The organism is Chryseobacterium sp. VD8 (genome assembly GCF_037149975.1).
GTDB lineage: Bacteria > Bacteroidota > Bacteroidia > Flavobacteriales > Weeksellaceae > Chryseobacterium > Chryseobacterium indicum.
In genome coordinates this window covers 1-24,449 of sequence record NZ_JBBCQL010000046.1, presented here as the reverse complement: position 1 = coordinate 24,449, position 24,449 = coordinate 1, and the positions used below count along the sequence as shown (strand labels likewise).

Below are 24,449 nucleotides of genomic sequence, written 5' to 3'. Positions count from 1 at the left end.
AATTTTTTTGATAAATTCCTTAATCATGTGTTCAGAAGCATGGAAATCGGCAATTACCCCGTCTTTCAACGGACGGATTGTTTTGATGTCCTCATGAGTTTTCCCCTGCATGTGTTTCGCCTGTTCACCCACGGCAATCGGTCTGCCTGTCGAACGCTCGATCGCGACAATAGACGGCTGGTCTATAACAATTTTATTATTATGGATGATAAGGGTGTTGGCAGTACCAAGGTCTATCGCAATTTCTTGCGTAAACATATCGAATAAACTCATACTTTTACTTCTGATTTTTTAAAGAGTTACAAAGATATAAATTTAAGACTACCAAAGAAATTCCGTGGGCATATAATTTGGTTAAATTTTTATTAAAATTTGTAATCGGCTATTAACTTTTGCTCTAAGCATTTACAGAATTTATTTTAAGCTGGATTTAAGATAAATACAGGCGTAATGCAGGTAAAACGGCAGTCCTTAACTTCTTCTTTTTTGTGAAATATCTTTACGGAGTATCCAAATGATGAAAATTTATCTTTTTTAAAAAATAATTTTAACGTTTATTAACAACAAGGCATCCCATTTTACCATCTCCGAAATAGTTTTTTACGATAATTATCATATACATTTTCAGAAAGTGGTTTGCTAAAAAAAACGTAAATTTGCCACGCTTATGTTACAATATTCAAACATACATCAGACGTCTAATTTTGCTGTGCTTTCCGTTAGTTTCGAAAAAGCTGACGCAGAAACAAGAGGTAAATTTGCATTTTTTGATGAAAACATTAAGAATTTCGTTACCCGGATCCATAATGAAGATTTAGGGGATTCATTTGTCGTTTCGACTTGTAACAGAACCGAAATTTATACCACTTCTCCCAACTATCTTCTTGTTGCTGAAGAATACTGCAAAACAATCGGGGTTAATCTGATGGATTTTCTTCAGTTTGCCAATATTTTAACGAAGGAAGAAGCTTTAACTCACCTTTTCAGAGTTGCAGCCGGACTTGAAAGCCAGATTATCGGGGATTTTGAGATCATCGGACAGATTAAAAAAGCCTACAACCGTTTCAAAAAAGAAAGACAGAACTCCAATCCTTATCTGGAAAGAGCCATCAATTCCGCCATTCAGATTTCGAAAAGAATAAAAAACGAAACCGGAATTTCCAACGGAGCAGCTTCTGTTTCTTATGCGGCGGTTCATTATATTTTAAACAGCCAGAAAAGAATTACCGAAAAAAATATTCTTCTGCTTGGTGTAGGAGAAATCGGGCAGAATACGGTTGAAAATCTGGTAAAACACGTCTACCAGCCGAAAATAAAAATTGCCAACAGAACTCAGGAAACGGCAGCTAAGATTTCCGAGAAGTATAATATTCCGCATATTGATTACGCCGATTTTGATAAAGAATTAGGCAATACAGATATTCTTATCGTTGCTACCGGCGCAAGACATCCCATCGTGAACAGGTCTCATTTCCCGAACGGAAAAGAAACTTTGGTAATCGATTTATCCATCCCGAATAATGTGGATAAAAACGTAAAGGAGAATGAAAATGTAACGCTGATCGATGTGGATGAACTTTCCAAACAGATTCAGGAGACCATTCAGCAGAGAGAAAAAGAGATCCCGAAAGCCGAAAAAATCATCAAGGAAATGACGAAAGACTTCCTTGAGTGGGAAAAAAAGAGAAAACTCGCACCCAATATCCATCATTTCAAAGCGGTTCTTAAGAACATGGAACGCAATGAAATGCATAATTTTTACAAAAAAAATAAATACATAAACATCACGGATATGGAACTTTCTGATAAAATGATCCAGAAAATTACCAACCGTTTTGCAAAATATATCATCGATAATCCTTTAAAAGCCGAAGAAATTAGTAAATTAATGCACGAAATATTAGTTGAACAACCAAACAACGAATTCAATGAAAAGCATTAGAATCGGAACCAGAAATTCTGCACTGGCACTTTGGCAGGCTAGAGAAGTTGCGAGGCATCTTCAGAACAACAATTATTTAACGGAAATCGTTCCTATTGTCTCTTCAGGCGATAAAAACCTTACACAGCCTCTTTATTCATTAGGAATTACAGGCGTTTTTACAAGAGATCTTGATGTTGCCTTATTAAATGACGAAATTGATATTGCCGTACATTCTTTAAAGGATGTTCCTACAAAACTTCCCGAAAACCTTGAGATCGTTTCTTATCTGGAAAGAGATTTTCCGCAGGATGTTTTGATTCGAAAGGAATCTGCAAAAAACAAAGAACTTCATGAGCTTAAACTGGCAACCAGCAGTTTAAGAAGAAGAGCATTCTGGCTGAAAAACTTCCCCAATGCTGAATTTTCGGACATTCGTGGAAATATTCAGACAAGGCTTCAGAAGCTGGAAGAAGGAGATTTTGATGCGACCATTCTGTCTCTGGCAGGAATTAAGAGAATGAAAATGGACATTGATTATGAAATGATTCCGTTTTTAATTCCGGCTCCGTCGCAGGGAGTGATTGCTGTCGCAGGACATTCAGACAAAACTGAAATCAATGAAATCATCAGACAGTTTACCAATCATAAAAATACGCAGATCTGTGTGGAAATGGAAAGAAATTTCCTGAGCACTTTGGAAGGAGGCTGTACCGCACCTATCGGAGCATTTGCAGAACTTTTTGAAGACCAGATCCGTTTCAAGGCAGCGCTTTGTTCTCTGGATGGAAAGAATAGCATCGCAACCGATGAAAACTTCATATATAATAATGAAGAAAATTTCGGGGAAAAATTTGCAAAAACTGTTCTTGAAAACGGCGGAAAAGAATTGATGGCGGAAATTAAAAGCCAGATCTAAAATTCACTTTTTACATTTTAACTTTTAAGGTTCCGGACTTCTATGAAGAAATATTTCTCAATATTTATTGTAGTTCTTTGCGTGTTTTTTGGAAAAGCACAGAATCAGTTTGCCCAAAAACTTTCTAATGCGGCTTTAAGCCTTACAAAAGACAGGGTAACTTACGATCCCGCCTATTTCAACATCAAATATCCGAATGGAGACGTTCCTGCGGACAAAGGTGTTTGTACCGATGTCGTGATCAGAGCTTACCGAAAACTGGGGATTGATCTTCAGAAAGAAGTGCATGAAGATATGGCGAAAAATTTTTCTAAATATCCTAAAAAATGGGGACTGAAGAAGCCCGATACCAACATCGACCATCGCAGAGTTCCCAATCTGAGAGTGTTCTTTGCCAAATTTGGAAAATCAAAATCCATTGAAACCAAACCGGAATTATATGTTCCCGGAGATATTGTAACCTGGGATCTTCCGGGAAATTTAACGCACATCGGAATTGTAGTGAACAGAAAGTCTGCCGATGGCAAAAGGTATCTCATTGTACACAATATCGGAGGCGGACAGGTTTTGGAAGATTGTTTGTTTAAGTTTACCATTACAGGACATTATCAATATCAGAAATAATGACGAGAAATGTAATCTGCTTATTGGTTTTTATGTTGATGGGTTTTGCATCAGCTCAAAAAAATGAACTGAAAATCATCAATAAGCCTATCAATTATTCTGAAGAAAGAGTTCGTTTAAGTTTGGAATATCTGAAAGAGCATCACGGTTTGGTTCAGAAAACACCGACGATTGTTCCAAAAATGATCGTTCTTCATTATACAGCGGGCGGAAATGTGGAAAGTAATTTTAAATATTTCAACAAAACGTATCTTGAAAACGCAAGAAATACCCTGAAAAAGCAAAGTACGCTGAATGTTTCTTCACAATTCATCATTGACAGAGACGGAACGGTTTACCAGTTGATGGAACCGAATCAGTTTGCCAGACATACGATTGGTTTGAATTACTGCGCCATCGGAATTGAAAATATCGGAAGTAAAAAAGAACCCCTTACGGACAAACAGGTTTCCGCGAACGCACAACTGATACGGTATTTAACCCAAAAATATAAAATAGAATACCTCATCGGACATTCGGAATACGGAATCTTCAGAAATTCAAAACTATGGAGAGAATCTGACCCGAATTATTTCACAGGAAAAGAAGATCCGGGAAAGGATTTTATGAACAAAGTAAGGCTTCAGACCGCCGATTTACATTTAAAAGATAAACCGTAATGAATATTTTATTTACCAAAAACCTAGATCCGGCGATTGTAACCAAAGAATTGGGAGACAGCATTTCGTTTGATTGTGTTGAGGTAATTAAAACAAGTTCTATAAACACTTATGCTTTTGATCTCAAAGATTATTCATTAATTTTTACCAGCGCAAAAGGAGTAAGTTCATTTTTTAAGAACGGATTTAAACCTAACGAAGATTTTACGGCGAAAAACTACAATAAGATCTACTGCGTCGGTGAAAAGACGAAAAAAGAGCTGAGAAAAAACGGTTTCGGAACATTTAAAGTCCTGAAAAACGCGGAAGAACTTTCTCGGTTTATCATTATGCACTGTCAGCAGGAAAAATTTCTTCATTTCTGTGGAAACATCGCATTGGACGTGCTTGACAAAAATCTTCCCCTTCAAAACATCAGCTACAGAAAAATAACGGTGTACAATACGGAGGAAATCAATCCTTTGATAAATGAAAAATATCATGCCGCAGTGTTTTTTAGTCCGAGCGGAGTTCGTAGTTTTGCAAATCGAAATTCTTTTGGGGATATGATTCTGGTTTCCATTGGAGAAACTACTGCCAATGAACTCAGAAAGCATACTTCAAAGCCTATTTTGGTTTCGGAAGGAAGCACATTACTTTCTGTTCTGAAGCTGATCCGAAAAGAGATTTTAAATAAAAATTGATATTTTAATTGTCATTCTTGGCAATAAAGTCTAGTATATTATGATTAAAAACGACCTATACTTAAAAGCACTTCGCGGAGAAACCGTAGAAAGACCGCCGGTTTGGATGATGAGACAGGCTGGAAGATATTTGCCGGAATTTATTGCATTACGCGACAAATACGACTTCTTCACAAGATGTCAGACACCGGAACTTGCTTCCGAAATTACCGTACAGCCGATCAGAAGATTTCCTTTGGATGCAGCGATTTTATTCTCTGATATCCTTGTTGTTCCGCAGGCGATGGGAATTGATTTCAAAATGAAGGAATCTGTAGGTCCATGGCTGGATAATCCCATCAGAACGATGGAAGATGTGCAGAATGTGGTGGTTCCGGATGTGAATGATACTTTAGGCTACGTTTTTGATGCGATTGAACTGACATTACAAAAATTAGACAACGAAATTCCTCTGATTGGTTTTGCAGGTTCCCCGTGGACAATTCTTTGCTACTGTGTGGAAGGAAAAGGAAGCAAGGCTTTTGATATTGCGAAGTCTTTTTGTTTCACACAACCGGAAGCGGCACATTTGCTTCTTCAGAAAATTACGGACACTACCATTGCTTATCTGAAAAGAAAAGTCGAAAAAGGGGTGTCTGCGGTTCAGGTTTTCGATTCATGGGGCGGAATGCTTTCTCCGGCAGATTATCAGGAATTTTCATGGAAATACATCAACCAGATCGTTGAAGCTTTAAGCCCTTTAACGCACGTTGTGGTTTTCGGAAAAGGATGCTGGTTTGCTCTGGAAGATATGGCGCAGTCGCCGGTTTCTGCTTTGGGTGTTGACTGGACGATTAAGCCTGAGTTTGCAAGAACTTTAACCAATCATACAATGACGCTTCAGGGAAATTTTGATCCTGCAAGACTGCATTCTACTCCGGAAACAATTAAAAAAATGGTGACGGAAATGATCAACCGTTTCGGAAAAGACCGTTACATTGCCAATTTAGGACACGGAATTTTACCGAATATTCCTGTGGAAAATGCAGAAGCTTTCATCAGAGCGGTGGTGGATTGGAAACCGAATGCTGAGTTTTAATATTTAAATACATATAGAATAAAAAATCCCTTTCAAAAAACCAATTGAAAGGGATTTTAATTTTAAAATAATTTTTATACATTTGATTATCAAATATTTCTAAAAATGGATATCCAAAGCAGGAAATTAGCTTTTATACAGGCTTTTCTCAACCTTCAGAGTGAGGAAATGATTGGTCAGTTTGAAAAACTCATGAAGAAAGCTAAAAATATGGATGAAGAAAATCAATTTAAGCCTTTCTCCATAGAAGAAATGAATGAAAGAATTACAAGATCAGAAGATGACTTCAACAATAAAAAATTCAAAACCACTTCTGAACTTCTGTCAAAATACGAAAGGTGAAATATAAAATCATTTGGTCGGAATTTTCAGAAAAGCAGATTGATGATATTTTTAACTACTATGAATTGACATCAGGAAGCTATAAGGTTGCTTTGAAAATTGTTACGAGAATTCTAAAAGCTCCGGATAAATTAATTGACAACCCCAAAATGGGTCAGACAGAATTTTTACTTGAAAACAGAATCATCAAATATCATTATCTTGTAGAATCGAACTATAAAATTATTTATTCTGTAGACAAGGAAAATCATTTGATTAAAATTGCAGATGTTTTTGATACAAGACAAAATCCTAAAAAGATAGCTCGCGAAAAATAAATAAAACACCCTTTCAGCAATTGAAAGGGTGTTTCTATGAGTAAAATAATCAATAATTACTTGATTTCTGTAATGAATTCTTCTTTTGGTTTTCTTACTTTGGTTAAATTCACTAACCAGTCGTTAGAAGCATCTCTGTACCCGATTGGTAATAAAAGAACGCTTTTTAAGCCTTTTTCCTGCAGGTTTAAAACCTTATCAACTTCTTGCGGAACAAATCCTTCCATTGGTGTAGAGTCTACCTCTTCAAAAGCGGCTGCAATAATCGCAGCTCCGAATCCGATATAAGCCTGTTTTGCGGCATGAGTGAAGTTTTCTTCTGCAGATCTTTGCGGGTAAGTATTTAAAAGACTTTGTCTGTAATTTTCCCAACCTTCATTTTTAAATCCTCTTACTTCATTGGTAAGATCAAACATTCTGTTGATTCTTTCTTCTGTGTAATTATCCCACGCTGCAAAAACCAATAGATGAGAACAATCTGTGATCTGCGGCTGATTCCACGCATGAGGTTTGATCTGTTCTTTAACTTCCTGATTGGTAATCACAATAATTTCAAAAGGCTGAAGACCGCTTGATGTAGGAGCCAGTCTTGCAGCTTCTACTATTTTATCCACTTTTTCCTGTGGTACTTTCTGACCGTTCATTGCTTTGGCAGCATATCTCCAGTTCAGTTTTTCAATTAATTCCATAGATTAAATTTTAACTTTCACAAAATTAAATGATGTACCACAATTTTTGATGTATGATTTTCAAATTTGATGTATTGGTATTATCTATAATGCAGAATTCTCTTCTGCCGGACTTGAAATCTGATCGGCAAAATACTGTTCCAGATCTTTCAGAGTTTCAGGATTGGTCTGAATATCTTTTACCAATTGCCCTTTGTTTACGACTACAATTCTGTTGCAGACTTCTGTGGTATGCGAAAGATCGTGACTGGAAATAAGGAAAGTCACCCCATCTTGTTTAGACAGTTCTTTAATTAAATTTTTAAGCTTGATCTGTGTGGAAGGATCCAGATTGGCAAAAGGTTCATCCAGAATAATGATTTCGGGATTTCCGATGATGGCGCCCACAATTCCTACTTTTTTCTGGTTTCCTTTGGAAAGATCGCGGACGTATTTTCCGGAGTTTAAAATTTCTCCGCTGAAAAGATCATGAAACTGTTTTAAAAAAGCATCAACAGAAGCTTTGTTCTGCCCTCTCAGTTCCCCGATGAAATAGAAATATTCTTCCGGTGTAAGATAACCGATGAGGAAAGAATCGTCTACAAAAGCGGAAACTTTGTTTTTCCATGCTTCAGATTCATTTACTTTTATCCCGTCTATGCTTACAAATCCTGTAGAAGCCTGAATAAGATCAAGCATTAAGCTGAAAAGAGTGGTTTTTCCGGCTCCGTTGTTTCCTACCAGACCGAACGTTTCCCCTTTCGGAATTTCCAGATGTTCTATATTTAAAACGGTTGCTTTACCGTATGTTTTTGTTAAATTATTAATGGTGATCATATTAATCTTTGTTTTTGAATGCTTCTAATGTGCTGTATTTTTCTACTTTGTAGTGTTTTACGATAATATCGAAGATCTTTTCTCTGATGAAAAATCCGATTACTCCCAGAACTCCGATACTGATAACTCCCGCTGTAATACTGAAAAATTTCTGCATCAATGCGAAAACAAGCATCGGAAGAAACATTTTAGGAATCAGCAGCAAGAGTGCTTTTACGTTAAAGCTGTTTTTCTGTCCGAATCTTTTTTCTTTGGCATTAAGATCCATCTGCGTTTTGTTAAAAGCTCCCGACCAAAGTGTAAACTGGGAATTTACTCCGATATTGTAAATTCCGGCAGCGAAGAAGGTAAGATACATTTCCCAGCCGAAATAGGCATAGCAAACCGCCAGAATCATGGAAAAAGCAGTGACAATATTCATCAGCCACCATTTTGCTTTCAGATATTCTTTGTAAGGAACATTCAGCGTCATCATCAAAGGATAGTAAGAGCTGTCGAAAGCGGGAACCCGCTGTCCGAACATAAACTGAAATCCTCCGGTTACAAATAATCCCATGAACATCATCATCGCCGGTGTTTTGTAAATCGGTGACGAAAACATCAGCAATCCGTAGAAAAGAAACATAATGCTTCCCCACAAAATTCCTTTCGTTACCTTATTGCGTTTCAGCATTTTAATATCGTTATTGATGAACGTTCCGATCGCTCCGTATTTGTTGAGAAAGGTAATATTCTCGGTTCTTCCAATCTCTTTTTTAGCTTCCAGACCTTCATCCAGATAAAATATTTTCCGGATATGGTTGTAGCAGATTCTCCACAACCCGAAAAACAACCCGATTGAAATCACTACAAAATAAGGTCTTTCAAAAAAATTATAAAAAAACTGCTCAGAATAATCCAGAACCGGAACAATATTGTAATACGCCAATCCTGCAACCGCTGCAAAAATACATCCGACAACAATGGCAATGGTTTCTTTATCGTTAAAAAGAATGTTGATAAAATTATTGAGGTAAAATAACAGCGAAATCCCAATCAGCCATTCAACAACGCCCAAAACATCATATCCGTTGAATAATGCAATGATGGAAAAAGTAATCAGGAACAGGGAATTGAACCAACTGAAAGCTGACAGAAATGTTTTTCCCAGCATATAATTCACCAATGTCTTTTTGGGAATATTGAGCGTAAGAAACGGCTTTATATTCTGCGTCGGCAATTCCTGCCAAATATATTTGGCAATGAGATCAACCGCCCAAGCCGCAATCATGAATTTTGAAACCACTTTTATGGGATTCTGATGCATTTCTTCCTGAATATAAAAAAATGCTCCGAAAGCTCCTCCTACAAGACAAGCCATAAAATAAAGAATCCCGATAAAACGAAGAATCTTCATCGCCAGATTGATTCCTAAAGAACTGCCCCGAAAAAAGCTTTTGATTTCTAACCTGAGGAATTTTAAAAACATAGCTATCTTTTATTACATTAGTTTGTATAAAGATAGAATTGTTACAGAATTTATATACAGGAGCTTAATTAATTACAATCTTTGGCTGTATCTAAAAAAATTTTTTCCTTTTTCCAGAAATTTCCGGAATCTTTATATTTTAGTTGTATGGATAACATTCCTTTTTTAAACTGAAAATTTTCAAACAATTCTTCTGCATACAATATATCCGAGTTTTTCAGCGTATTTTCAATTTTCTTTTGAGAAACTTTTATTCTGCAAGATTGATTGGTATTGAGATTAGTAAATAATACTTCATCATTTCCCGACATTGTCAATACATAAGGATTCTTGGAAGAATCGTCGCTAAAAATTGCAGTTCCCAGTTCAGCAATCTTTTTCCCTGTTTCTTTGCTGTAAAGAATATATTCATGAGGATCACAACATCCGGAAGCCTTGCTGTTTTCTATCAAAAATGAATTTTTATATTCAGTCCACTGAATGTATCCTAATCTGGTCGTAAATTCCATTGTCTTTTTATCCAGCGAATATATTTTACGCCGAATTTTCCCTTTTTGAAACGTAATCCATGAAGCATTGCAGTTGTATTCCCAATATATTTTTGCTTTATTTTTAAATACTGTCGGTTGACAGGAAATTAAGTTTTTTAATTCCGGCTTTTTTGAACAGCCACAGTTTTGACTGTGCACTAAATGTAAAAAGAGCGAGAATATGACAATTAATAATTGTTTCATGGATATGGATAAAATTCAAATATAAAAAAGACCTCTGAAATCCAGAAGTCCTATATCATTTATTTCGTTAAAACTTATCCTATCAATTCTTTCGCCTGCGCCAAAGCCGCTTCGGTAATCTTACTTCCTGAAAGCAACTGGGCAATCTCGTTCAGCTTTTCTTCGTCGCTTAATGGGACAATGGTAGATTGTGTTTTTCCGGCGATGTCCTGTTTCAGCACTTTATAATTGTTGTTTCCTTTTGCGGCAACCTGTGCTAAGTGAGAAATGACGATCAGCTGCATATCGGCAGACATTTCACGCATCAGATTTCCGATTTCTTCGGCTACTTTTCCTGAAACTCCGGTATCGATTTCATCTAAAATTAAAGTGGGAAGTTCATCACTTTCTGCAATGATCTTTTTTACCGCCAACATTACCCTTGATCTTTCACCACCGGAAATTGCTGTCTGTATCGGCTTTAACGGAAATCCTGAGTTTGCCTGAAACAAAAGCTGGATATTTTCTTTTCCAAATGGATTGAAGTCCGAAGAATCGTGCAGTTCAATATCAACTCTGGCTTTTTCAAGCCCCAGTTTTTTCAGTAAAGATTCTGCTTTTTTGATGAAAACAGGAATGCTCTTTTTTCTGTTTTTCGAAAGTTTTTCAGCCAAAGACTGAAGTGTTTTTTCCTTTTTGGAAATATTTTCTTCCACTTCTTCAATCTGAGATTCCAGTTCGGACGCGCCCTGCTGTTCTCCGACTAACTGATCCCTGATTTCTTTGAGTTCTGTAAGATCGGAAACATTATGCTTTACAAAAAGATTATTGATTCTGTTGTTTAATTCAACCAGTAACGCTAAATTTTCAGGATTCACTTCTATGCTTTCCGCTTCATCTTCAAGCTCGGAGATAATGTCTTTTAATTCTACAAAAGACATTTCAAGCCTTTCATCAAGCTCCGCAAAACTCTGGGAAACTTCCGCAATTTTGGCAAGCTTATTTTTTGCTTCGTTAAAAAATGACAAAATTCCTACTTCTTCCTGATGAAATCTTGATAAAACCTGAGCCAGATTATCGGAGATCATTTCCGCATTTTCCTGAATGGAAAGCTGATTCTGAAGTTCTTCATAATCCACATTATCCAGATGAAGTTCCTCAAGTTCGTTCAAAAGAAACGCTTTATAATCACTTTCTTTATTGGAATCCGAAAGCTGCGTCTGTAGTTTTTTGAGCTGTGTTTTAAGGCTTTGAAAATCTGAAAATTCATTCTGATACTCATGAATGATCTGCTTGTTTTCAGAAAGTCCGTCAATGATTTTAAACTGATATTCTGCCGTAAAAAGATTCGACGTTTCAAACTGGGAGTGAATATCAATCAACTGTGAAGACAGTTCTTTTAAAATATCCAGTGTTACAGGGACATCATTGATGAACGCTCTTGATTTTCCGGAAGGTAAAATTTCTCTTCGGATAATGGTCTGGTGTTCGTAATCCAGATCATTTTCGATAAAGAATTTTTTGAACTGATTGTTCAGGGAAAATTCTGTTTCTACGATGCTTTTTTCTTCTGCTTTTGAGATCGATTTTACATCTGCTCTTTCGCCCAGAATCAATCGGAGCGCACCTAAAATGATAGATTTTCCCGCACCGGTTTCTCCGGTAATCACCTGTAAACCGTTGTGTAATGATACTTCAAGGGTATCAATAAGGGCAAAGTTTTTAATGTAAATTCTCGAAAGCATTGATAATAGCGATTATTTGGCTATTGCAAATATAGAACTTTAGATTTCAGAATTCAAGAGAATTACTGTTTCCATTTATTCCATCTTGCTTCGGTATTTTTTGGCGAAAGGATGATCATTTCATTCTTAAGATCTCCCAAAACAATTCCTCCGTTATTTCCGGAATTGAAGATGTTGAAAATCTCATCTGCCTTGGAATCCATGAAAAGATTGAAGAAATATGCCTGCTGAAAAGAATTCTCGTATTGTTTTAGCTGCATTAAAGCATCAAAAATTACTTTTTTCCCCTGACTCTGATCCTGATTAAACAAATTATCCAGTCCGGCTCTGTGATAAGAATAAATCGTAGCGCGAAGTTGGCTCCAGTTCGGGCTCATGATTTCTTTGATGAGGATAGAACGGCTTCTCGGTTCATTGATCTGCTTCCAGCCGTCATAGGTATTCTGAGATTCTCCGTTTTGTGCAATCTGCTGTGCTTTCTGATACCATTGTGTTCCTGCCATCGACTGAAAACTGTCTGCATCCATTCCCAAAATAACATAAACGTAAAAACTGATCACATCAATCAAATTTTTTCCGGAAAACTGTCTTTCGTTGAAGATAAGGTTTTCATTTTCCACATAATCAAAGGAAAATCTTGTATCCTGAAGGTTAAGCAAAGGAGATTCATACGTTGTGTTGAAAACCGGACGAACTGCCTGTACCACAATACTTCCCCTGAAACGGTTTCCGTCTCTTTCGCTGATCACAATCGCGAAGTTGGATTTTATTTTTTCAAAATTCTGAAGTCTTTTTCCTGTCCAGCTTGTATTGTTGATGAAATCTCTCAGACTTTTCTCCAGAGCTTTGTAGGCAGACTGGTTACTTCCTCCCAATTGCTGGGAATTTACCTGTACGGTTGCCAGTAACTCCTGAGAAAAACTCTGACTGAATAAAAACAGAAGTAAAAATATGCTTAAAAATTTTTTCATTATCTACTAAAAATTGAGAACGGAAATTTATTAAAATTATTTTAAAAGTTGAGACTCAACAAAATCCAAAATGTCTTTTGCCACATCTTCTTTAGATTTCAGATCAAATTCTGTTTTTTCCGTTTTGGTAAATATCTTTATTTTATTGGTATCATTTTTAAAACCTGCGCCATCATCCCGAAGCGAATTTAAAACGATCATATCCAGATTTTTCTTTTCCAGTTTTCCTTTGGCATTTTCCTCTTCATTCTGAGTTTCCAACGCAAAACCTACTAAAAACTGATGGGTTTTCTTTTCACCCATGGTTTTAAGAATGTCCGGATTTTTAACCAGTTCGATCGTTAAATTTTCGTCATTCTTTTTGATCTTTTCCTTTGCCACTTCTTTCGGAGCATAGTCTGCAACGGCAGCACTTGCAATTCCGATGTCTGTTGTATCATAAAATTCCAGAACTTTCGATAGCATTTCTTTTGCTGAGGTTACTTTGTGTAATTCAACGTTTTTATTATTGATTTTCTGAGAGCTCGGTCCCGAAATTAAGATTACTTTTGCGCCTCTTTTTGCGGCTTCTTCCGCCAGAGAAAACCCCATTTTACCAGAGGAATGGTTTCCGATGAATCTCACAGGATCAATGGCTTCATACGTTGGTCCGGCTGTAATTAAAACCGTTTTCCCTGCTAATGTTTTTTCAGTTTTGGAGTCAAAAAAATCTTCGATTGTTTGTGCTATGGTTTCCGGTTCTGCCATTCTTCCCTGCCCGATTAATCCGCTTGCCAGTTCGCCGCTTTCCGCCGGAATAATATGGTGTCCGAAACTTTCTGCCAATTCCAGATTTCTGGTTGTAGACGGATGTGCATACATATCCAGATCCATTGCAGGAGCAATAAAAACAGGACATTTTGCAGACATATACGTTGCAATTACAAGATTATCGCATAACCCATGAACCATTTTAGACAATGTACTTGCCGTGCATGGAGCAACAATCATGACATCTGCCCACAAAGCCATTTCCACATGGCTGTTCCACGTCCCGTTATCGCTGTAAAAGTCTGAATATACCGACTTTTTGGATAAAGTGGAAATACTGAGTTTCGTAACGAAATTTTCTGCATCAGGTGTCATAATCACCTGAATTTCGGCTCCTTTTTTTACAAAATCACGGATCAGAAAATGGATTTTATAGGCTGCAATTCCTCCGGAAATCGCGATGATAATTTTTTTACCGGAAAGACTCATTCAATTTTAATTTTTTAAGAATACTAAATTACTTATTTTTTCTCACAAAGCCGTTCAAACAACAAAGGTCATAAGAAAAAGATTTTCTTATGACCTTCATATATAAAAAATACACTGATTTTTATTTTCTCTCTTCAGTTTTTCTGAAGTACACATCATCGTTCAGCCATTCTTCAATTGCAATAGAAGTCGGCTTTGGAAGTTTTTCGTAATGCTTAGAGATCTCGATCTGTTCTCTGTTTTCGAAAACTTCTTCCAATGTAGAATTATGAACAGCAAACTCATCAAGCTTATTGTGAAGTTCTGTACGAATTTCAGCGTTGATCTGCTCTGCTCTTTTTCCCATGATAACAATCGCTTCGTAGATTGAGCCTACTTTGTCTTCAATCTTATCCTTATCGTAAGTAATGGTATTTACTTCTGCTTTTGTATCTTTTACACTCATTTTGAGAATATTATTTTTATTTAAGTTCGCAAATTTACGAATTATCTTTTAATTTTGAAAGTCGCCGCCGGCGGAGGTGTGCTAAGCGCTGCACTGTCCCTCTGAATCTGCATTGCTTTCTTTTCTGCTTCTATCTGATCTTTCTCCTGCTGGATCGTTTTTGCCTGTTCTGCATTCTTTGCTTCCAGCTTTTTCTGTTTTTCTGTTAAAGCAGCAATTCTTGCTTCTGTCTTCTTCTTAACTACCGCAAAATCTTTCTTTTCTTTTTCAAGCTTACTTCTGATTTCCAAAGCAGTTTTAGCAACTTCCGTATTCGGCATTTCCTTTTCGATCTGTTTTGTGAAAGATAACGCACTTTCTATACGCTCATCTTTAAGATCATAAATAGATTTTGTAGCGAGCTCGTAACGGGATTTTACGATGTAATCATAAATCTGCGGACGAAGTTTTGTACTCGGAAAATCTTCCAGAACGTTTTCAAATGCTACGTTGGCTGCTTTGTATTCTGCCATTTTATAGTACTGTCTTGCATTTTCATACGCTTTGAATTCAAGCTTGTAAGACAATTCGTCAATAAGAGTATTGATATTTTTAGATCTTTCTGAATTAGGATAATTATTTAAGAAATCCTGAAGCTCATTAATCGCAGTTTGTGTGGTAGACTGATCCAGATTATAATCCATTGAACCTTCGTAGTAACACAAAGCAGACATATATGCTGCCTCTTCCCTTCTTTTATCCTGAGGAAAGCTGATCGCAAAATTTTTAAACTGATTTCCCGCTAATCTGTAGTTTTTATCGTAATAATTCGCATACGCCGAATTAAAAACCACATTGGGAGCATCATCTGTTCCTGCAACAAGGTTCGGAAGCCTGTCGTAAAGTGCTAAAGCGTTTTTCCACTTCTTTTTAGCAAAGTTTTCATTGGCAGTTTTTAAGATAAGATTTTTATCCGCACTTTTCATTGCTCTTTCCTGCTTACTTACGCACGAAGCTACTACTGCTACAGTAAAAATACCTAAAATATATTTTTTCATATAAAAAGTTCAACAGTTTTCGGATTATTCAGCCGATTTACTAATTTGCAAAAATATAACTTTTTTGCCAATAGATTTTTTTTTATGATTATTTAACGTAATTTTAGTCTGCAGCGTATCCCAAAATGGCAAAAACCGTCATTAAAAGATTCATTCTCACTTTTTTCTCTGCTTCCTTTGTGTAGGTTTCCTCGCTTTTGTTCGGAACATACAGTTCATAAAAATTCCTGTTACGGATCACAAATAAGGTGGAACCGATAATGGTTGTTAAAATATCTTCAGGTTTGGGAGTGAAGGTAAAAACGCCTGAAGCCACGCCTTTTTTAATGACTTCGTCTAATTTTTTAACGAAAAGCTGGTAAAAATCCAGCAGTTCATCTTTTAAATTTTCTGTGTGGCGAAGTTCCTGCGTAACAAATCCGTGAAAATAATTATATTTAAATAACTGGGAAACAATATATTTAATAATTTCTTTCAGCTGCATTTCCGGTTTCCCGTCTTTAATGGTATCTGCAAATTCTGAAAAAGTCTCTCTTGTTTTTAAAACCCTGTACTGATAAAGATACGACATCATCTTTTCTTTCGAGCCAAAATAATAAGAAATCATTGCAACATTGATATTTGCCTTCGAACAAATATCTCTGACGGAAGTTCCCTCATATCCTTTTTTTGCAATAAGTTCTTCCGCGATATCTAAAATATGTATTTGCTTTTCTGTAAATTTTTTCTTCATGAAGTGCACTTTGAGTAAAGTTATGAAATTTTTAACAAATTTATAAACGTTCGTTTAAGAAATTTACGTTAAATCTAAATTAATAGTATTTTTGATCAATGGATTTTTTTGACTTTCATCATCATAAGAAAAATATGCCAAACGGAATTTACAATCTGGATATTGAACAGATTCCGCCGGATTTTCCGTATTCAATAGGCATTCATCCGAAAGATATTGATGTGAATAATCTTGATAATCAGTTTAAATGGATGAAAAACATGATTTTTGAAAACTGTTTTGCAATCGGTGAATGCGGTCTGGATTCTTTCGCTGAAACCGGAGAGAAAATTCAGGAAGAAGTTTTTTTAAGACAGATAAGGTTCGCAAATGAGGTTAAAAAGCCAATAATCATTCATTGTGTACGGAAGTTTTATGAAGTGATTTCTTTTAAAAAATATGCAGAACAGCCCATGATTATTCATGGTTTTAATAAAAAAGAAAGGATTGCGGAAGATCTGCTGAAAAATAATTTTTACCTGAGTTTTGGAAAAGCGGTTTTCTATAATTTATCTTTGCAAAATACTTTGAAAATTACTCCTTTAGATAAAATCTTTCTGGAAACAGACAATGATGATTTGAGCATCGAAGAATTGTATGAGAAAGTATCTGAAATAAAGGGAATTTCGCTGGAAAATTTAAACAAACAGATTTCGGAAAATTTAGAGACAATAAAAAATGGATAAATACTGGTTGGAAAGAACGGAGCTTCTCTTAAAAGAGGAGGGTTTGGAAAAGTTGAATAAAGCAACAGTTCTTGTTGTCGGTTTGGGTGGTGTCGGTTCTTTTGCAGCAGAATTTCTGGCAAGAGCCGGAGTCGGAAACATGACGATCGTGGACGGCGATACGGTAGATATTACAAACATTAACAGACAGTTACCCGCTTTGCATTCTACAGTAGGAAAACACAAAGTAGAAGTAGTTGCCGAAAGATTGTTAGACATTAACCCAAAACTTAACCTCATCAAAATCAACGAATTCCTGAATCCTGAAAGAATGGACGAAATTCTTGACAATGGAAAGTTTGATTACGTTCTGGACTGTATCGACAGTGTAACGCCTAAGCTTTGTCTGATAAAAGCAGCAAAAAAGAGAAAAATAAAACTTGTAAGTTCTATGGGAGCGGGAGGAAAAACCGATCCGAGCAAAGTGATGGTGAAAGACATCAGCAAAACCCAGAACTGCTATCTCGCAAAACAGGTAAGAAAAAGGCTTCGAAAAGAAAAAATAAATAAAGGATTTAAATGTGTTTTTTCTGATGAGCTTCAAAAAGACGACAGTTTAAAAATGACGGACGGAACGAATTATAAAAGATCTTTTTACGGAACCATCAGCTTTATTCCGGCAATTTTCGGGTTGTATGCCGCAGCGGAAGTCATCAATTATTTAACCAAGAAAAATTAATTTTTCCCCGCAGATTTTAAGGACAATCAAAAATCTTTTTGCCTGAATTTTTAAAATCTGTGGGAAAACCATCTTACAAATCCTATCTTTACAGTCCGTACATGACAAACTTCAGATATCCCAGAGCCGAAAAACTCAAGAAAAATACCGAGATCTCTTTACTTTTCGAAAAAGGTAAATGGAGAACGAATGGGAATCTGAGAATCATTATTCTTAAAAACAAACCGACAACTCCTGTTGAAAGCACGAAATTTGCGGTTTCGGTTTCCAAAAAATATTTTAAAAAAGCGGTTCACAGAAACCGTATCAAAAGACTTTTAAGAGAATGTTACCGTCTGAATAAAGATCTTTTTAAAGAAGCTTTTGGCGATAAAACAATGGCGATGATGTTTTGGGCTTCTCCGGAAATGCCCGAAAAATTTCAGGATGTAGAAGCGCAGTTTATCAAACTTTGTCAGGCTCAGAAGAAGTCTTAATCTTTTCTATCGTTTAATTTTCAGGTTGAATTTCATTCAACAGTATTTTTATCAGAAAATTTCTCAGAATTTATTTTTTTGTACCTTCGGGAAAACAATCAATCTGAAAATTAATATGTTAGACAACGTTCCTTATTTACCCTATCTTCTGAGTGCGTTTATTGGTATCGGACTGGCTGCAGCAAGCGGATTCCGGGTATTTCTTCCGATGTTTGCCGTAAGTCTTGCTTCTTATATGCACTGGATTCCCATGAGCGAAAATTTTGAATGGCTTTCCGGACTTCCCACTTTAATCACAACCGGAATTGCAACCGTTGTAGAAATTTTAGCCTATTATATTCCTTTTGTAGACCATTTGCTGGATACGATTTCTGTTCCGATGGCGACGATTGCAGGTTCTGTTTTGTTTGCCAGTCAGTTTGCAGATCTGGGAACTTTTCCACAGTGGGCTTTAGCTTTAATTGCGGGAGGCGGAACTGCGGCCACCATCAGTTCTGGATTTGCGGGACTTCGCGCCGCTTCTACTGCAACTACGGGAGGTTTGGGAAATTCGGTCGTCGGAACTGCAGAAACAGCCGGAGCAGGAATCATGGCATTTCTGGCAATGGCAGCTCCTGTTATTGCCGGAATTTGTGCAATTTTAATTGTTATAGGAGTTATCCTGTTCGGGCGAAAACTATGGCGGAAATTCAGGAAAAATAAAGAACTTCCTCAACAGACATAAAAAGAAAAAGAGCGGAAAAATTCTCCGCTCTTTTGTTTATTTTGCTTTCCTGTTATAATTTCCAAGAAGAATTCCCAAAGGACCTATGACGGGAAAAAGGATTAATGCCATGTAAGGCAGAATTCCTGATTTTGTTCTCAACAGAACAGCAATTGCCGCAATGTATAAGATGATGACCGCAACCGCACCAAGAAGAATGTGAAAAACGTTAATTGATAATAAGCTCATTCGATCGTTTTTAGATTATCCTTTGGTTCTGAAATCTTTAATTTCCTGAATTTTACCTTCGTAATATTTTTTCTTTTCAGGGGTTTTCTTGATCAGAATTTCAAATGCTTTTATGGCTTTGGTGTATAATTTCTGCTCAAAATAAAGATTTGCCAGTGTTTCTGTCATCAAATGCGAGATATCGTCTCCTTTTTCTTTCACGACAAATGTACTTTCTTCTTTTAACTGACTGATTCTAGGGTTGTTTTCGATAAAAGTTTCAATCACTTTTGTTTTCAGATCGGTTTTCTCCTCTTTAGGTTTTTCTTCCGTTCTGTCGATTTTCAGCCAGCTTTGCCATGTATTGATGAATCCCGGAACATTGCTGTCAAAGGTATTCGGTTTGGCTGTTTTTGCAGGTTTTTCCACAGGAATTTCAACTGTATTTTCTTCTTCTTTGCTTTCCTGTTTGGGTTCTTCTGTCATTTTTTCTTTTTCTGGTTGAGGAATCGTCCATCCCGATCCGAAAAACGAAACGTTCATTACCGAAACTTCCTCTTTATTTTCTTCTGAACACTCAGAAACATTTTCATCCGTATTTTGTTCAACGGTATCTTCAGAGATTTCAGAAACTACACTTTCTTCCTCAGAATTCGGCTCAGTTTCGGCTTCTGCTATTTGCTTCTGCTCTCCAATTTCCGGTTGCTGAATTTCCATTGTTTCATCTGCTTTCTGCTCTTCAGCTTTAGGCTGAACAACTTCGGGAGATTTACTGATCAGAGAATCGGGAAGGTTGGAATCGAAAGACATTGGTTTCCATGCAGACTGCACCTTGGTCTCTTCTTTTACCGGAATTTCTTCTTTTTCTTCAGTGACTTTGGATTTTGGTTCCTCTGTCTGTTCTGAATTATTTTCTGCTGCTGGATTTTCCGTTTTAATTTCTTCCTGAGTTTCCGTTTCAACAGGTTTTACTTCAAAACTTTGGATTTCAGCAAAACTGATGTCGTGACCAATATTTTCAGGTTCTTCTTCTTTTTTATGTTCTTCCGCAGCTGCTTTTTCCTTCATTTTCTTCTCCACTTCCTCAATCAGACGGCGCATTTCGTCTTCATGTTTATTGAGGTTAAGCTGTGGAGCTTCCGTAATTTTTTCTTCTGTATTTGCCTGAATTTTTACTTCCGGAAGAAAAGATTCTGTTCCGTGGAAACTTAGCTCAGAATCATTCTGAATCGTTTTTTCTTCTTTATCGGATGAAATCTGATCTTCATCAATAATGGTCTCAGGCGTAAATTCTGCAGACTCTTCCGATGCAGTTATTTCCGAATTTCCAGACTCATTACTCTCATTTTCCGGTTCTTTAACAGATTCATTTGCAGAGACCTGCACTTCCGGAAGGAAAGCTTCTGTCTCATGGAAATTTAATTCTGATTCTGAAATTTCTTCTTTTTCAGTTTCATTACTTAGATTTTCTTCTTCAACAATCGTTTCAGGGGTAAATTCTGAAATTTCTTCAGAAGGCTTTTCTTCTGGGTTTTCAGCTTTATCTGAAATATGATCAGACTGCTCTTCTGTTGATTCATTTTCTTCTTCCTGAACCTGAATTGCAGATGCAGCTTCCTGTTCAGAGGATTCTGATTCCGAATTATCTGGAATTTCCTCTTGCGCAGGCTTAGAATTTAAGTTTTCTTCTTCAACGGTAGTTTCAGGAATGAATTCCTCATTTTCTTCTACAGCCGGAATATTTTCAGTCGGTTTTTCTTCCGAAGCATGCTCTTCTTTTTTCTCAGCTTTCTGAGTTACGATAGAACCGGATTCCAGTGTGGATTCGAGATCAATAGTTTCAAAAGTATTGTCTTCAAGGAAATTTTCTTCTCCTTCGAACAGAATTCTGTTTCGTTCTCCGTTTACATACAAATGCTTAATTTCTTCTCTCGGAGGCGGAAGAATGCGGTTTTCTTCTTCTGATGTAAGGATTTGCGGTACCGTTTCCTCAACGATTTGCTGCTGAGATTCAGCTACAGGATTTTCTTCTCTTTTAAGCGGAAAACTACCCGCTTTTGTCTGATACAAAATCTTAAGCGGATTTTCCGCAGGAATGATTTTTTCCTTTACCGTTTCCTGTTTTATTTCAGGTTTCGGCTTCAGCTGAATTTTACCGTTAATCAGCTGATAAAGAATCTTTTTATCTGTGGTATAAGCAGCTGTTGTAGAAAGTACTTTCTGATAATTGTCTTTATCATACAGATGTACCCCATACAAATACAACGCTCTGATATTCTGAATATAGGGAAAAGAATTAATCTCTTCTTTCAGAAGATGTAAATCCTCTGACTGAATGTTTTTCGGGGTCTTTAATAATTCTAAAACTCTATGATTCATCTTACCAATTCGCTACAATATCGTTAAATATCTTGTTTATAATTCTGTCCGTCGCAATTTTCACCTGAGAAGATTCTATCTCAGACTGGGAAAGGCTGCTGTTGAACACCGCTTCATCACTGTATGTTCTGTCGAAACTCAGCTCCGGATGAAGCTTATTCTCGTAATGAACTTTCACCGTGATGGTAAGTTTGTTCTGAGATTGCTGTACAACTCCTCCTGTGCTCTGATTGGTAACCGTGTTGGAACCAATCGTTGTCGGTGTAATAGAATAATCCGTTATTTCACCTTCCACCAGAATGTCGGGATTTTCTTTTGTCCCTTTCAGAGTGGTTCTCTGAAGGAATCTGTTCTGGACATCTGTTGAAAACTGTTGCGACAATGTGGGATTTACCAAAGAGGCATTGTTGGGAAATTCATTGATCTGAATTGTTTTTTCATCTTTAAGAGATGATCCCGTAAAACTGTAACACGAATTAAGCACTGATAAACACAGCACCAAAAGCCAAAATTTCGGCTGTCCGATTTTAATATTTTTAATTTTAAAATTCATTTTTAATTCCAATTTCCTGAATTTCGTCATAAGTAACCTGCTTTAATGCATCTTCGTATGCAAAATAATGAGAAGCATATGCAAAAGGTATTGTAAAAATCAAGCCAATAAAACATGCTATAACTCCTAACTGAGATAAAAATCCTACCGCCAGTGAATATAAAAAGATGGACCAAAGGTTTCCTTTACTCATCACCGAAGAGATTTTCCATGCCTGTTTAATCTCTGTAACTCCTGCAAGTGAAATTAAAGCGGGCATATAAAAACCTTTCAGGGCTACAAATAAAATCCCAACATACACAAAAAACATATAAATGAAAAAAAATGCGGGCGGTCCGGCGGAAGGATCCTGTTCTCCCATTGCGACCATCATGATAAACATGGGAATATAAATAACCATTATTCCTGCGAATAAAATAAGCTGAATCATAAAGTAAGGCGTGAAATTATCAAAATTGAAAATATCTCCTGCGCTTACCTGTCTTCCGGCTCTTAAATCACGGCAATATTTATAAAAATTTCCCACTGCCAAAAGTCCGCAAAAAGGAATGATCGACATAATCATTGCAAGGAAGAAAGCGCCCAACAAATTTCCAAAATTTGCTTTGTAGAATTCGTATCCGTCGCTGATGTAATCTCCTAATTTGAAATTGACCGGTTTTGCATTAATTTTCACCATGATTTAATTTTTAGTTTATTATTCTTCTAAGTTATACTGTTTTATTTTTCTGTATAAAGTTCTTTGGGAAATTCCCAGTTCATCTGCCGCTTTGTTTCTTCTTCCTTTATGCTTTTCCAATGCTTTGATAATCAAATCTTTTTCGTTATTCTGAAGGGATAAAGATTCGGGTCTGTTTTCTTCAATTTCAATATCTTCAATATCTTCGTAGCTGTTGTCCGGCTCTGAAATAATTGTCGGATTCTGAACTACCGGATTATGATTATTATTGTTTTCAAAATACAGTAAAGAACCGGGAGCCACATTCTGCTGTGTTTCAGGAGTATAAATTCTGTTGATTAAATTTTTCTCGTGACTGCTCAGATCGGATGTTCCTCTGTTTTTTATCAATTCCGAAGTTAAGGATTTTAAATCATTAATATCGTTTCTCATGTCAAATAGAATTTTATACATGATTTCTCTTTCGCTTCCGAAATCGTTTTGCTTTGGTGTATTCGGTGTATTGACAACCATTGGAAGATGTGATTCCATGGGAATGTATTCCGCCAGTTTTTCAACTTCTACGTGTCTGTTTCTTTCTACGACCGTCATTTGTTCCACTAAATTTCTTAGCTGACGAATATTTCCGGGGAACGTATAATTTTCTATGTAATGTACTGCACTTGGCTCAAGTTCAAGTTCCGGCATTCTGTATTTTTCAGCAAAATCGATGGCAAATTTTCTGAAAAGCAAATGAATATCCCCTTTTCTTTCGCGTAAAGGCGGCATATCGATCTGCACTGTATTGAGACGGTAATAAAGATCTTCACGGAATCTTCCGTCCTGAATTGCCTTCATCATGTTCACATTCGTGGCAGCGACAATTCTTACATTGGTTTTCTGAACCTGCGAAGAACCTACTTTCATAAACTCGCCGCTTTCCAAAACACGAAGTAAACGAACCTGCGTCTGTAAAGGAAGTTCCCCTACCTCATCCAAAAAGATCGTTCCACCATCCGCAACTTCGAAATACCCTTTTCTGGTTGCCGTGGCTCCTGTAAACGCTCCTTTTTCGTGCCCGAACAGTTCGGAATCGATGGTTCCTTCGGGAATTGCACCACAGTTAACGACAATATAAGGCTGATGTTTTCTTTTGGATTCTGAATGGATAATTTTTGGAATAAATTCTTTTCCTACTCCACTTTCCCCGATCACAAGGACTGAAATGTCGGTTGGTGCGACCTGTATGGCTTTTTCCAAAGCACGGTTTAAAGCCGGAAAGTTTCCGATAATTCCGAAGCGGTTTTTTATATTTTGAAGCTCGTTGCTCATAAGTAAATTTTTAGATTATTGATTTGAATTGGATTTACATTAATTAATTGTAAATCTGCTGTTTGGTTTAAAAATAATTGAATTTAAATTTAACTTACAACGTCCAAATAATCTTTATTTCTGACTTTTGAAACTCTGGTTTTAAAATATAAAATTTCAGCGAAGAGTGTTTCTCTGCTGTTCTTTTCAAAATTTTTCAGGAGCTGATCATGTTTTTCTTTTTCAGAAAAATCTGCTCCCGCTTTATTTTGTTGAAAATTGTTCTTTTGTTTACTTGG

Annotated in this window: 29 protein-coding genes; 12 read left to right on the top strand and 17 right to left on the bottom strand. The window is 36.5% G+C overall.

Annotated elements, in window-relative coordinates:
* Positions 1 to 273 (bottom strand): rod shape-determining protein (locus WFK35_RS07560; protein WP_336732121.1); only part of this gene is annotated, 273 nt, incomplete at its 3' end.
* 394 nt (positions 274 to 667) lie between these two features.
* Here WFK35_RS07560 and hemA point away from each other — a divergent pair.
* From hemA to WFK35_RS07520, 8 genes are all read left to right on the top strand, one after another.
* On the top strand, positions 668 to 1,942 hold the full coding sequence (gene hemA / locus WFK35_RS07555; protein WP_087708547.1) for a glutamyl-tRNA reductase: 1,275 nt from the start codon (positions 668 to 670) through the stop codon (positions 1,940 to 1,942).
* A complete protein-coding gene (hemC, locus tag WFK35_RS07550) occupies positions 1,929 to 2,840 on the top strand; it encodes a hydroxymethylbilane synthase (RefSeq protein ID WP_336732120.1) in 912 nt (303 codons plus the stop codon). Before hemA ends, hemC begins: the two co-directional genes overlap by 14 nt.
* A 42-nt stretch (positions 2,841 to 2,882) precedes the next feature.
* Positions 2,883 to 3,464, top strand: a complete 582-nt coding sequence (locus WFK35_RS07545) for a DUF1287 domain-containing protein (RefSeq protein ID WP_273073719.1) — start codon at positions 2,883 to 2,885, stop codon at positions 3,462 to 3,464.
* Positions 3,464 to 4,123 (top strand): peptidoglycan recognition protein family protein, encoded by a 660-nt coding sequence (locus WFK35_RS07540; protein ID WP_336732119.1) that lies wholly within the window; start codon positions 3,464 to 3,466, stop codon positions 4,121 to 4,123. Before WFK35_RS07545 ends, WFK35_RS07540 begins: the two co-directional genes overlap by 1 nt.
* Complete coding sequence (locus WFK35_RS07535) at positions 4,123 to 4,806, top strand: uroporphyrinogen-III synthase (protein ID WP_336732118.1); 684 nt, start codon at positions 4,123 to 4,125, stop codon at positions 4,804 to 4,806. The genes WFK35_RS07540 and WFK35_RS07535 overlap by 1 nt, the downstream gene beginning before the upstream one ends.
* A gap of 40 nt (positions 4,807 to 4,846) precedes the next feature.
* Positions 4,847 to 5,884: a uroporphyrinogen decarboxylase gene (gene hemE, locus WFK35_RS07530; protein ID WP_108408911.1), complete on the top strand. Its 1,038-nt coding sequence runs from the start codon at positions 4,847 to 4,849 to the stop codon at positions 5,882 to 5,884.
* 105 nt (positions 5,885 to 5,989) lie between these two features.
* The gene (locus WFK35_RS07525) at positions 5,990 to 6,226 is read left to right on the top strand and encodes a hypothetical protein (RefSeq protein ID WP_336732117.1); all 237 of its coding nucleotides are present in this window, start codon (positions 5,990 to 5,992) and stop codon (positions 6,224 to 6,226) included.
* Complete coding sequence (locus WFK35_RS07520; protein ID WP_336732116.1) at positions 6,223 to 6,543, top strand: type II toxin-antitoxin system RelE/ParE family toxin; 321 nt, start codon at positions 6,223 to 6,225, stop codon at positions 6,541 to 6,543. The genes WFK35_RS07525 and WFK35_RS07520 overlap by 4 nt, the downstream gene beginning before the upstream one ends.
* 56 nt (positions 6,544 to 6,599) lie before the next feature.
* Here WFK35_RS07520 and WFK35_RS07515 read toward each other — a convergent pair whose 3' ends face one another.
* The 10 genes from WFK35_RS07515 to WFK35_RS07470 all read right to left on the bottom strand — a co-directional run bounded on the left by WFK35_RS07515 (position 6,600) and on the right by WFK35_RS07470 (position 16,399).
* Positions 6,600 to 7,232: a nitroreductase family protein gene (locus WFK35_RS07515; protein ID WP_336732115.1), complete on the bottom strand. Its 633-nt coding sequence runs from the start codon at positions 7,230 to 7,232 to the stop codon at positions 6,600 to 6,602.
* Between the two features lie 84 nt (positions 7,233 to 7,316).
* Positions 7,317 to 8,048: an ABC transporter ATP-binding protein gene (locus WFK35_RS07510; RefSeq protein ID WP_087708531.1), complete on the bottom strand. Its 732-nt coding sequence runs from the start codon at positions 8,046 to 8,048 to the stop codon at positions 7,317 to 7,319.
* 1 nt (position 8,049) lies between these two features.
* Positions 8,050 to 9,516 (bottom strand): DUF5687 family protein, encoded by a 1,467-nt coding sequence (locus WFK35_RS07505; protein ID WP_336732113.1) that lies wholly within the window; start codon positions 9,514 to 9,516, stop codon positions 8,050 to 8,052.
* A gap of 68 nt (positions 9,517 to 9,584) precedes the next feature.
* The gene (locus WFK35_RS07500; RefSeq protein ID WP_336732111.1) at positions 9,585 to 10,025 is read right to left on the bottom strand and encodes a hypothetical protein; all 441 of its coding nucleotides are present in this window, start codon (positions 10,023 to 10,025) and stop codon (positions 9,585 to 9,587) included.
* A gap of 299 nt (positions 10,026 to 10,324) precedes the next feature.
* Positions 10,325 to 11,974: a DNA repair protein RecN gene (locus tag WFK35_RS07495; protein WP_336732109.1), complete on the bottom strand. Its 1,650-nt coding sequence runs from the start codon at positions 11,972 to 11,974 to the stop codon at positions 10,325 to 10,327.
* A gap of 62 nt (positions 11,975 to 12,036) precedes the next feature.
* Positions 12,037 to 12,945, bottom strand: a complete 909-nt coding sequence (gene porD, locus WFK35_RS07490; RefSeq protein ID WP_108409108.1) for a type IX secretion system protein PorD — start codon at positions 12,943 to 12,945, stop codon at positions 12,037 to 12,039.
* A gap of 36 nt (positions 12,946 to 12,981) precedes the next feature.
* Positions 12,982 to 14,184, bottom strand: a complete 1,203-nt coding sequence (coaBC, locus tag WFK35_RS07485) for a bifunctional phosphopantothenoylcysteine decarboxylase/phosphopantothenate--cysteine ligase CoaBC (protein ID WP_336732107.1) — start codon at positions 14,182 to 14,184, stop codon at positions 12,982 to 12,984.
* 121 nt (positions 14,185 to 14,305) lie between these two features.
* Positions 14,306 to 14,629, bottom strand: coding sequence for a DNA-directed RNA polymerase subunit omega (locus WFK35_RS07480; protein ID WP_002983982.1), 324 nt, complete (start codon positions 14,627 to 14,629; stop codon positions 14,306 to 14,308).
* Positions 14,630 to 14,670: 41 nt separating this feature from the next.
* Positions 14,671 to 15,666 (bottom strand): outer membrane protein assembly factor BamD, encoded by a 996-nt coding sequence (gene bamD, locus WFK35_RS07475; protein ID WP_336732104.1) that lies wholly within the window; start codon positions 15,664 to 15,666, stop codon positions 14,671 to 14,673.
* A gap of 103 nt (positions 15,667 to 15,769) precedes the next feature.
* Complete coding sequence (locus tag WFK35_RS07470) at positions 15,770 to 16,399, bottom strand: TetR/AcrR family transcriptional regulator (protein ID WP_087708520.1); 630 nt, start codon at positions 16,397 to 16,399, stop codon at positions 15,770 to 15,772.
* Between the two features lie 134 nt (positions 16,400 to 16,533).
* Here WFK35_RS07470 and WFK35_RS07465 point away from each other — a divergent pair, with 134 nt between their 5' ends.
* The 4 genes from WFK35_RS07465 (at position 16,534) to WFK35_RS07450 (ending at position 19,042) form a co-directional block, all read left to right on the top strand.
* The gene (locus WFK35_RS07465; protein ID WP_336732102.1) at positions 16,534 to 17,124 is read left to right on the top strand and encodes a TatD family hydrolase; all 591 of its coding nucleotides are present in this window, start codon (positions 16,534 to 16,536) and stop codon (positions 17,122 to 17,124) included.
* The gene (locus WFK35_RS07460; protein ID WP_185207380.1) at positions 17,117 to 17,842 is read left to right on the top strand and encodes a tRNA threonylcarbamoyladenosine dehydratase; all 726 of its coding nucleotides are present in this window, start codon (positions 17,117 to 17,119) and stop codon (positions 17,840 to 17,842) included. The genes WFK35_RS07465 and WFK35_RS07460 overlap by 8 nt, the downstream gene beginning before the upstream one ends.
* A gap of 101 nt (positions 17,843 to 17,943) precedes the next feature.
* Positions 17,944 to 18,318 carry a ribonuclease P protein component gene (rnpA, locus tag WFK35_RS07455; RefSeq protein ID WP_076391353.1) on the top strand — a complete coding sequence of 125 codons (375 nt, stop codon included), beginning with the start codon at positions 17,944 to 17,946 and terminating at the stop codon, positions 18,316 to 18,318.
* A 115-nt stretch (positions 18,319 to 18,433) separates the two neighbouring features.
* Positions 18,434 to 19,042: a DUF4126 domain-containing protein gene (locus tag WFK35_RS07450; RefSeq protein WP_336732100.1), complete on the top strand. Its 609-nt coding sequence runs from the start codon at positions 18,434 to 18,436 to the stop codon at positions 19,040 to 19,042.
* Positions 19,043 to 19,078: 36 nt separating this feature from the next.
* Here the strand turns inward: WFK35_RS07450 and WFK35_RS07445 are convergent, their stop codons facing one another.
* The 6 genes from WFK35_RS07445 to WFK35_RS07420 form a co-directional block, all read right to left on the bottom strand.
* Positions 19,079 to 19,270: a hypothetical protein gene (locus WFK35_RS07445; RefSeq protein ID WP_336732098.1), complete on the bottom strand. Its 192-nt coding sequence runs from the start codon at positions 19,268 to 19,270 to the stop codon at positions 19,079 to 19,081.
* Positions 19,271 to 19,285: 15 nt separating this feature from the next.
* Positions 19,286 to 21,628 carry a hypothetical protein gene (locus WFK35_RS07440; protein WP_336732096.1) on the bottom strand — a complete coding sequence of 781 codons (2,343 nt, stop codon included), beginning with the start codon at positions 21,626 to 21,628 and terminating at the stop codon, positions 19,286 to 19,288.
* A 1-nt stretch (position 21,629) separates the two neighbouring features.
* A complete protein-coding gene (locus tag WFK35_RS07435) occupies positions 21,630 to 22,181 on the bottom strand; it encodes an LptE family protein (RefSeq protein WP_336732094.1) in 552 nt (183 codons plus the stop codon).
* The gene (locus tag WFK35_RS07430; RefSeq protein ID WP_116098304.1) at positions 22,171 to 22,860 is read right to left on the bottom strand and encodes a hypothetical protein; all 690 of its coding nucleotides are present in this window, start codon (positions 22,858 to 22,860) and stop codon (positions 22,171 to 22,173) included. The genes WFK35_RS07435 and WFK35_RS07430 overlap by 11 nt, the downstream gene beginning before the upstream one ends.
* Before the next feature lie 18 nt (positions 22,861 to 22,878).
* Entirely contained in the window at positions 22,879 to 24,171 is a 1,293-nt protein-coding gene (locus tag WFK35_RS07425; RefSeq protein ID WP_108409752.1) for a sigma-54 interaction domain-containing protein, read from the bottom strand.
* An 89-nt stretch (positions 24,172 to 24,260) separates the two neighbouring features.
* Positions 24,261 to 24,449, bottom strand: a 189-nt coding sequence (locus WFK35_RS07420) for a hypothetical protein (RefSeq protein ID WP_336732092.1), incomplete at its 5' end; no start/stop codon positions are given.

What these genes read in the sequence shown, in the direction of transcription:
- WFK35_RS07525 (WP_336732117.1), top strand. Translation starts at nt 5,990, where the DNA reads ATGGATATCCAAAGCAGGAAATTAGCTTTTATACAGGCTTTTCTCAAC.
- coaBC (WP_336732107.1), bottom strand. Translation starts at nt 14,184, where the DNA reads ATGAGTCTTTCCGGTAAAAAAATTATCATCGCGATTTCCGGAGGAATT.
- WFK35_RS07450 (WP_336732100.1), top strand. Translation starts at nt 18,434, where the DNA reads ATGTTAGACAACGTTCCTTATTTACCCTATCTTCTGAGTGCGTTTATT.
- hemC (WP_336732120.1), top strand. Translation starts at nt 1,929, where the DNA reads ATGAAAAGCATTAGAATCGGAACCAGAAATTCTGCACTGGCACTTTGG.
- WFK35_RS07440 (WP_336732096.1), bottom strand. Translation starts at nt 21,628, where the DNA reads ATGAATCATAGAGTTTTAGAATTATTAAAGACCCCGAAAAACATTCAG.
- hemA (WP_087708547.1), top strand. Translation starts at nt 668, where the DNA reads ATGTTACAATATTCAAACATACATCAGACGTCTAATTTTGCTGTGCTT.
- WFK35_RS07545 (WP_273073719.1), top strand. Translation starts at nt 2,883, where the DNA reads ATGAAGAAATATTTCTCAATATTTATTGTAGTTCTTTGCGTGTTTTTT.
- WFK35_RS07470 (WP_087708520.1), bottom strand. Translation starts at nt 16,399, where the DNA reads ATGAAGAAAAAATTTACAGAAAAGCAAATACATATTTTAGATATCGCG.
- WFK35_RS07460 (WP_185207380.1), top strand. Translation starts at nt 17,117, where the DNA reads ATGGATAAATACTGGTTGGAAAGAACGGAGCTTCTCTTAAAAGAGGAG.
- WFK35_RS07480 (WP_002983982.1), bottom strand. Translation starts at nt 14,629, where the DNA reads ATGAGTGTAAAAGATACAAAAGCAGAAGTAAATACCATTACTTACGAT.
- hemE (WP_108408911.1), top strand. Translation starts at nt 4,847, where the DNA reads ATGATTAAAAACGACCTATACTTAAAAGCACTTCGCGGAGAAACCGTA.
- WFK35_RS07425 (WP_108409752.1), bottom strand. Translation starts at nt 24,171, where the DNA reads ATGAGCAACGAGCTTCAAAATATAAAAAACCGCTTCGGAATTATCGGA.
- WFK35_RS07505 (WP_336732113.1), bottom strand. Translation starts at nt 9,516, where the DNA reads ATGTTTTTAAAATTCCTCAGGTTAGAAATCAAAAGCTTTTTTCGGGGC.
- WFK35_RS07495 (WP_336732109.1), bottom strand. Translation starts at nt 11,974, where the DNA reads ATGCTTTCGAGAATTTACATTAAAAACTTTGCCCTTATTGATACCCTT.
- WFK35_RS07515 (WP_336732115.1), bottom strand. Translation starts at nt 7,232, where the DNA reads ATGGAATTAATTGAAAAACTGAACTGGAGATATGCTGCCAAAGCAATG.
- WFK35_RS07500 (WP_336732111.1), bottom strand. Translation starts at nt 10,025, where the DNA reads ATGGAATTTACGACCAGATTAGGATACATTCAGTGGACTGAATATAAA.
- rnpA (WP_076391353.1), top strand. Translation starts at nt 17,944, where the DNA reads ATGACAAACTTCAGATATCCCAGAGCCGAAAAACTCAAGAAAAATACC.
- WFK35_RS07435 (WP_336732094.1), bottom strand. Translation starts at nt 22,181, where the DNA reads ATGAATTTTAAAATTAAAAATATTAAAATCGGACAGCCGAAATTTTGG.
- WFK35_RS07540 (WP_336732119.1), top strand. Translation starts at nt 3,464, where the DNA reads ATGACGAGAAATGTAATCTGCTTATTGGTTTTTATGTTGATGGGTTTT.
- WFK35_RS07430 (WP_116098304.1), bottom strand. Translation starts at nt 22,860, where the DNA reads ATGGTGAAAATTAATGCAAAACCGGTCAATTTCAAATTAGGAGATTAC.
- WFK35_RS07465 (WP_336732102.1), top strand. Translation starts at nt 16,534, where the DNA reads ATGCCAAACGGAATTTACAATCTGGATATTGAACAGATTCCGCCGGAT.
- porD (WP_108409108.1), bottom strand. Translation starts at nt 12,945, where the DNA reads ATGAAAAAATTTTTAAGCATATTTTTACTTCTGTTTTTATTCAGTCAG.
- WFK35_RS07445 (WP_336732098.1), bottom strand. Translation starts at nt 19,270, where the DNA reads ATGAGCTTATTATCAATTAACGTTTTTCACATTCTTCTTGGTGCGGTT.
- bamD (WP_336732104.1), bottom strand. Translation starts at nt 15,666, where the DNA reads ATGAAAAAATATATTTTAGGTATTTTTACTGTAGCAGTAGTAGCTTCG.
- WFK35_RS07535 (WP_336732118.1), top strand. Translation starts at nt 4,123, where the DNA reads ATGAATATTTTATTTACCAAAAACCTAGATCCGGCGATTGTAACCAAA.
- WFK35_RS07510 (WP_087708531.1), bottom strand. Translation starts at nt 8,048, where the DNA reads ATGATCACCATTAATAATTTAACAAAAACATACGGTAAAGCAACCGTT.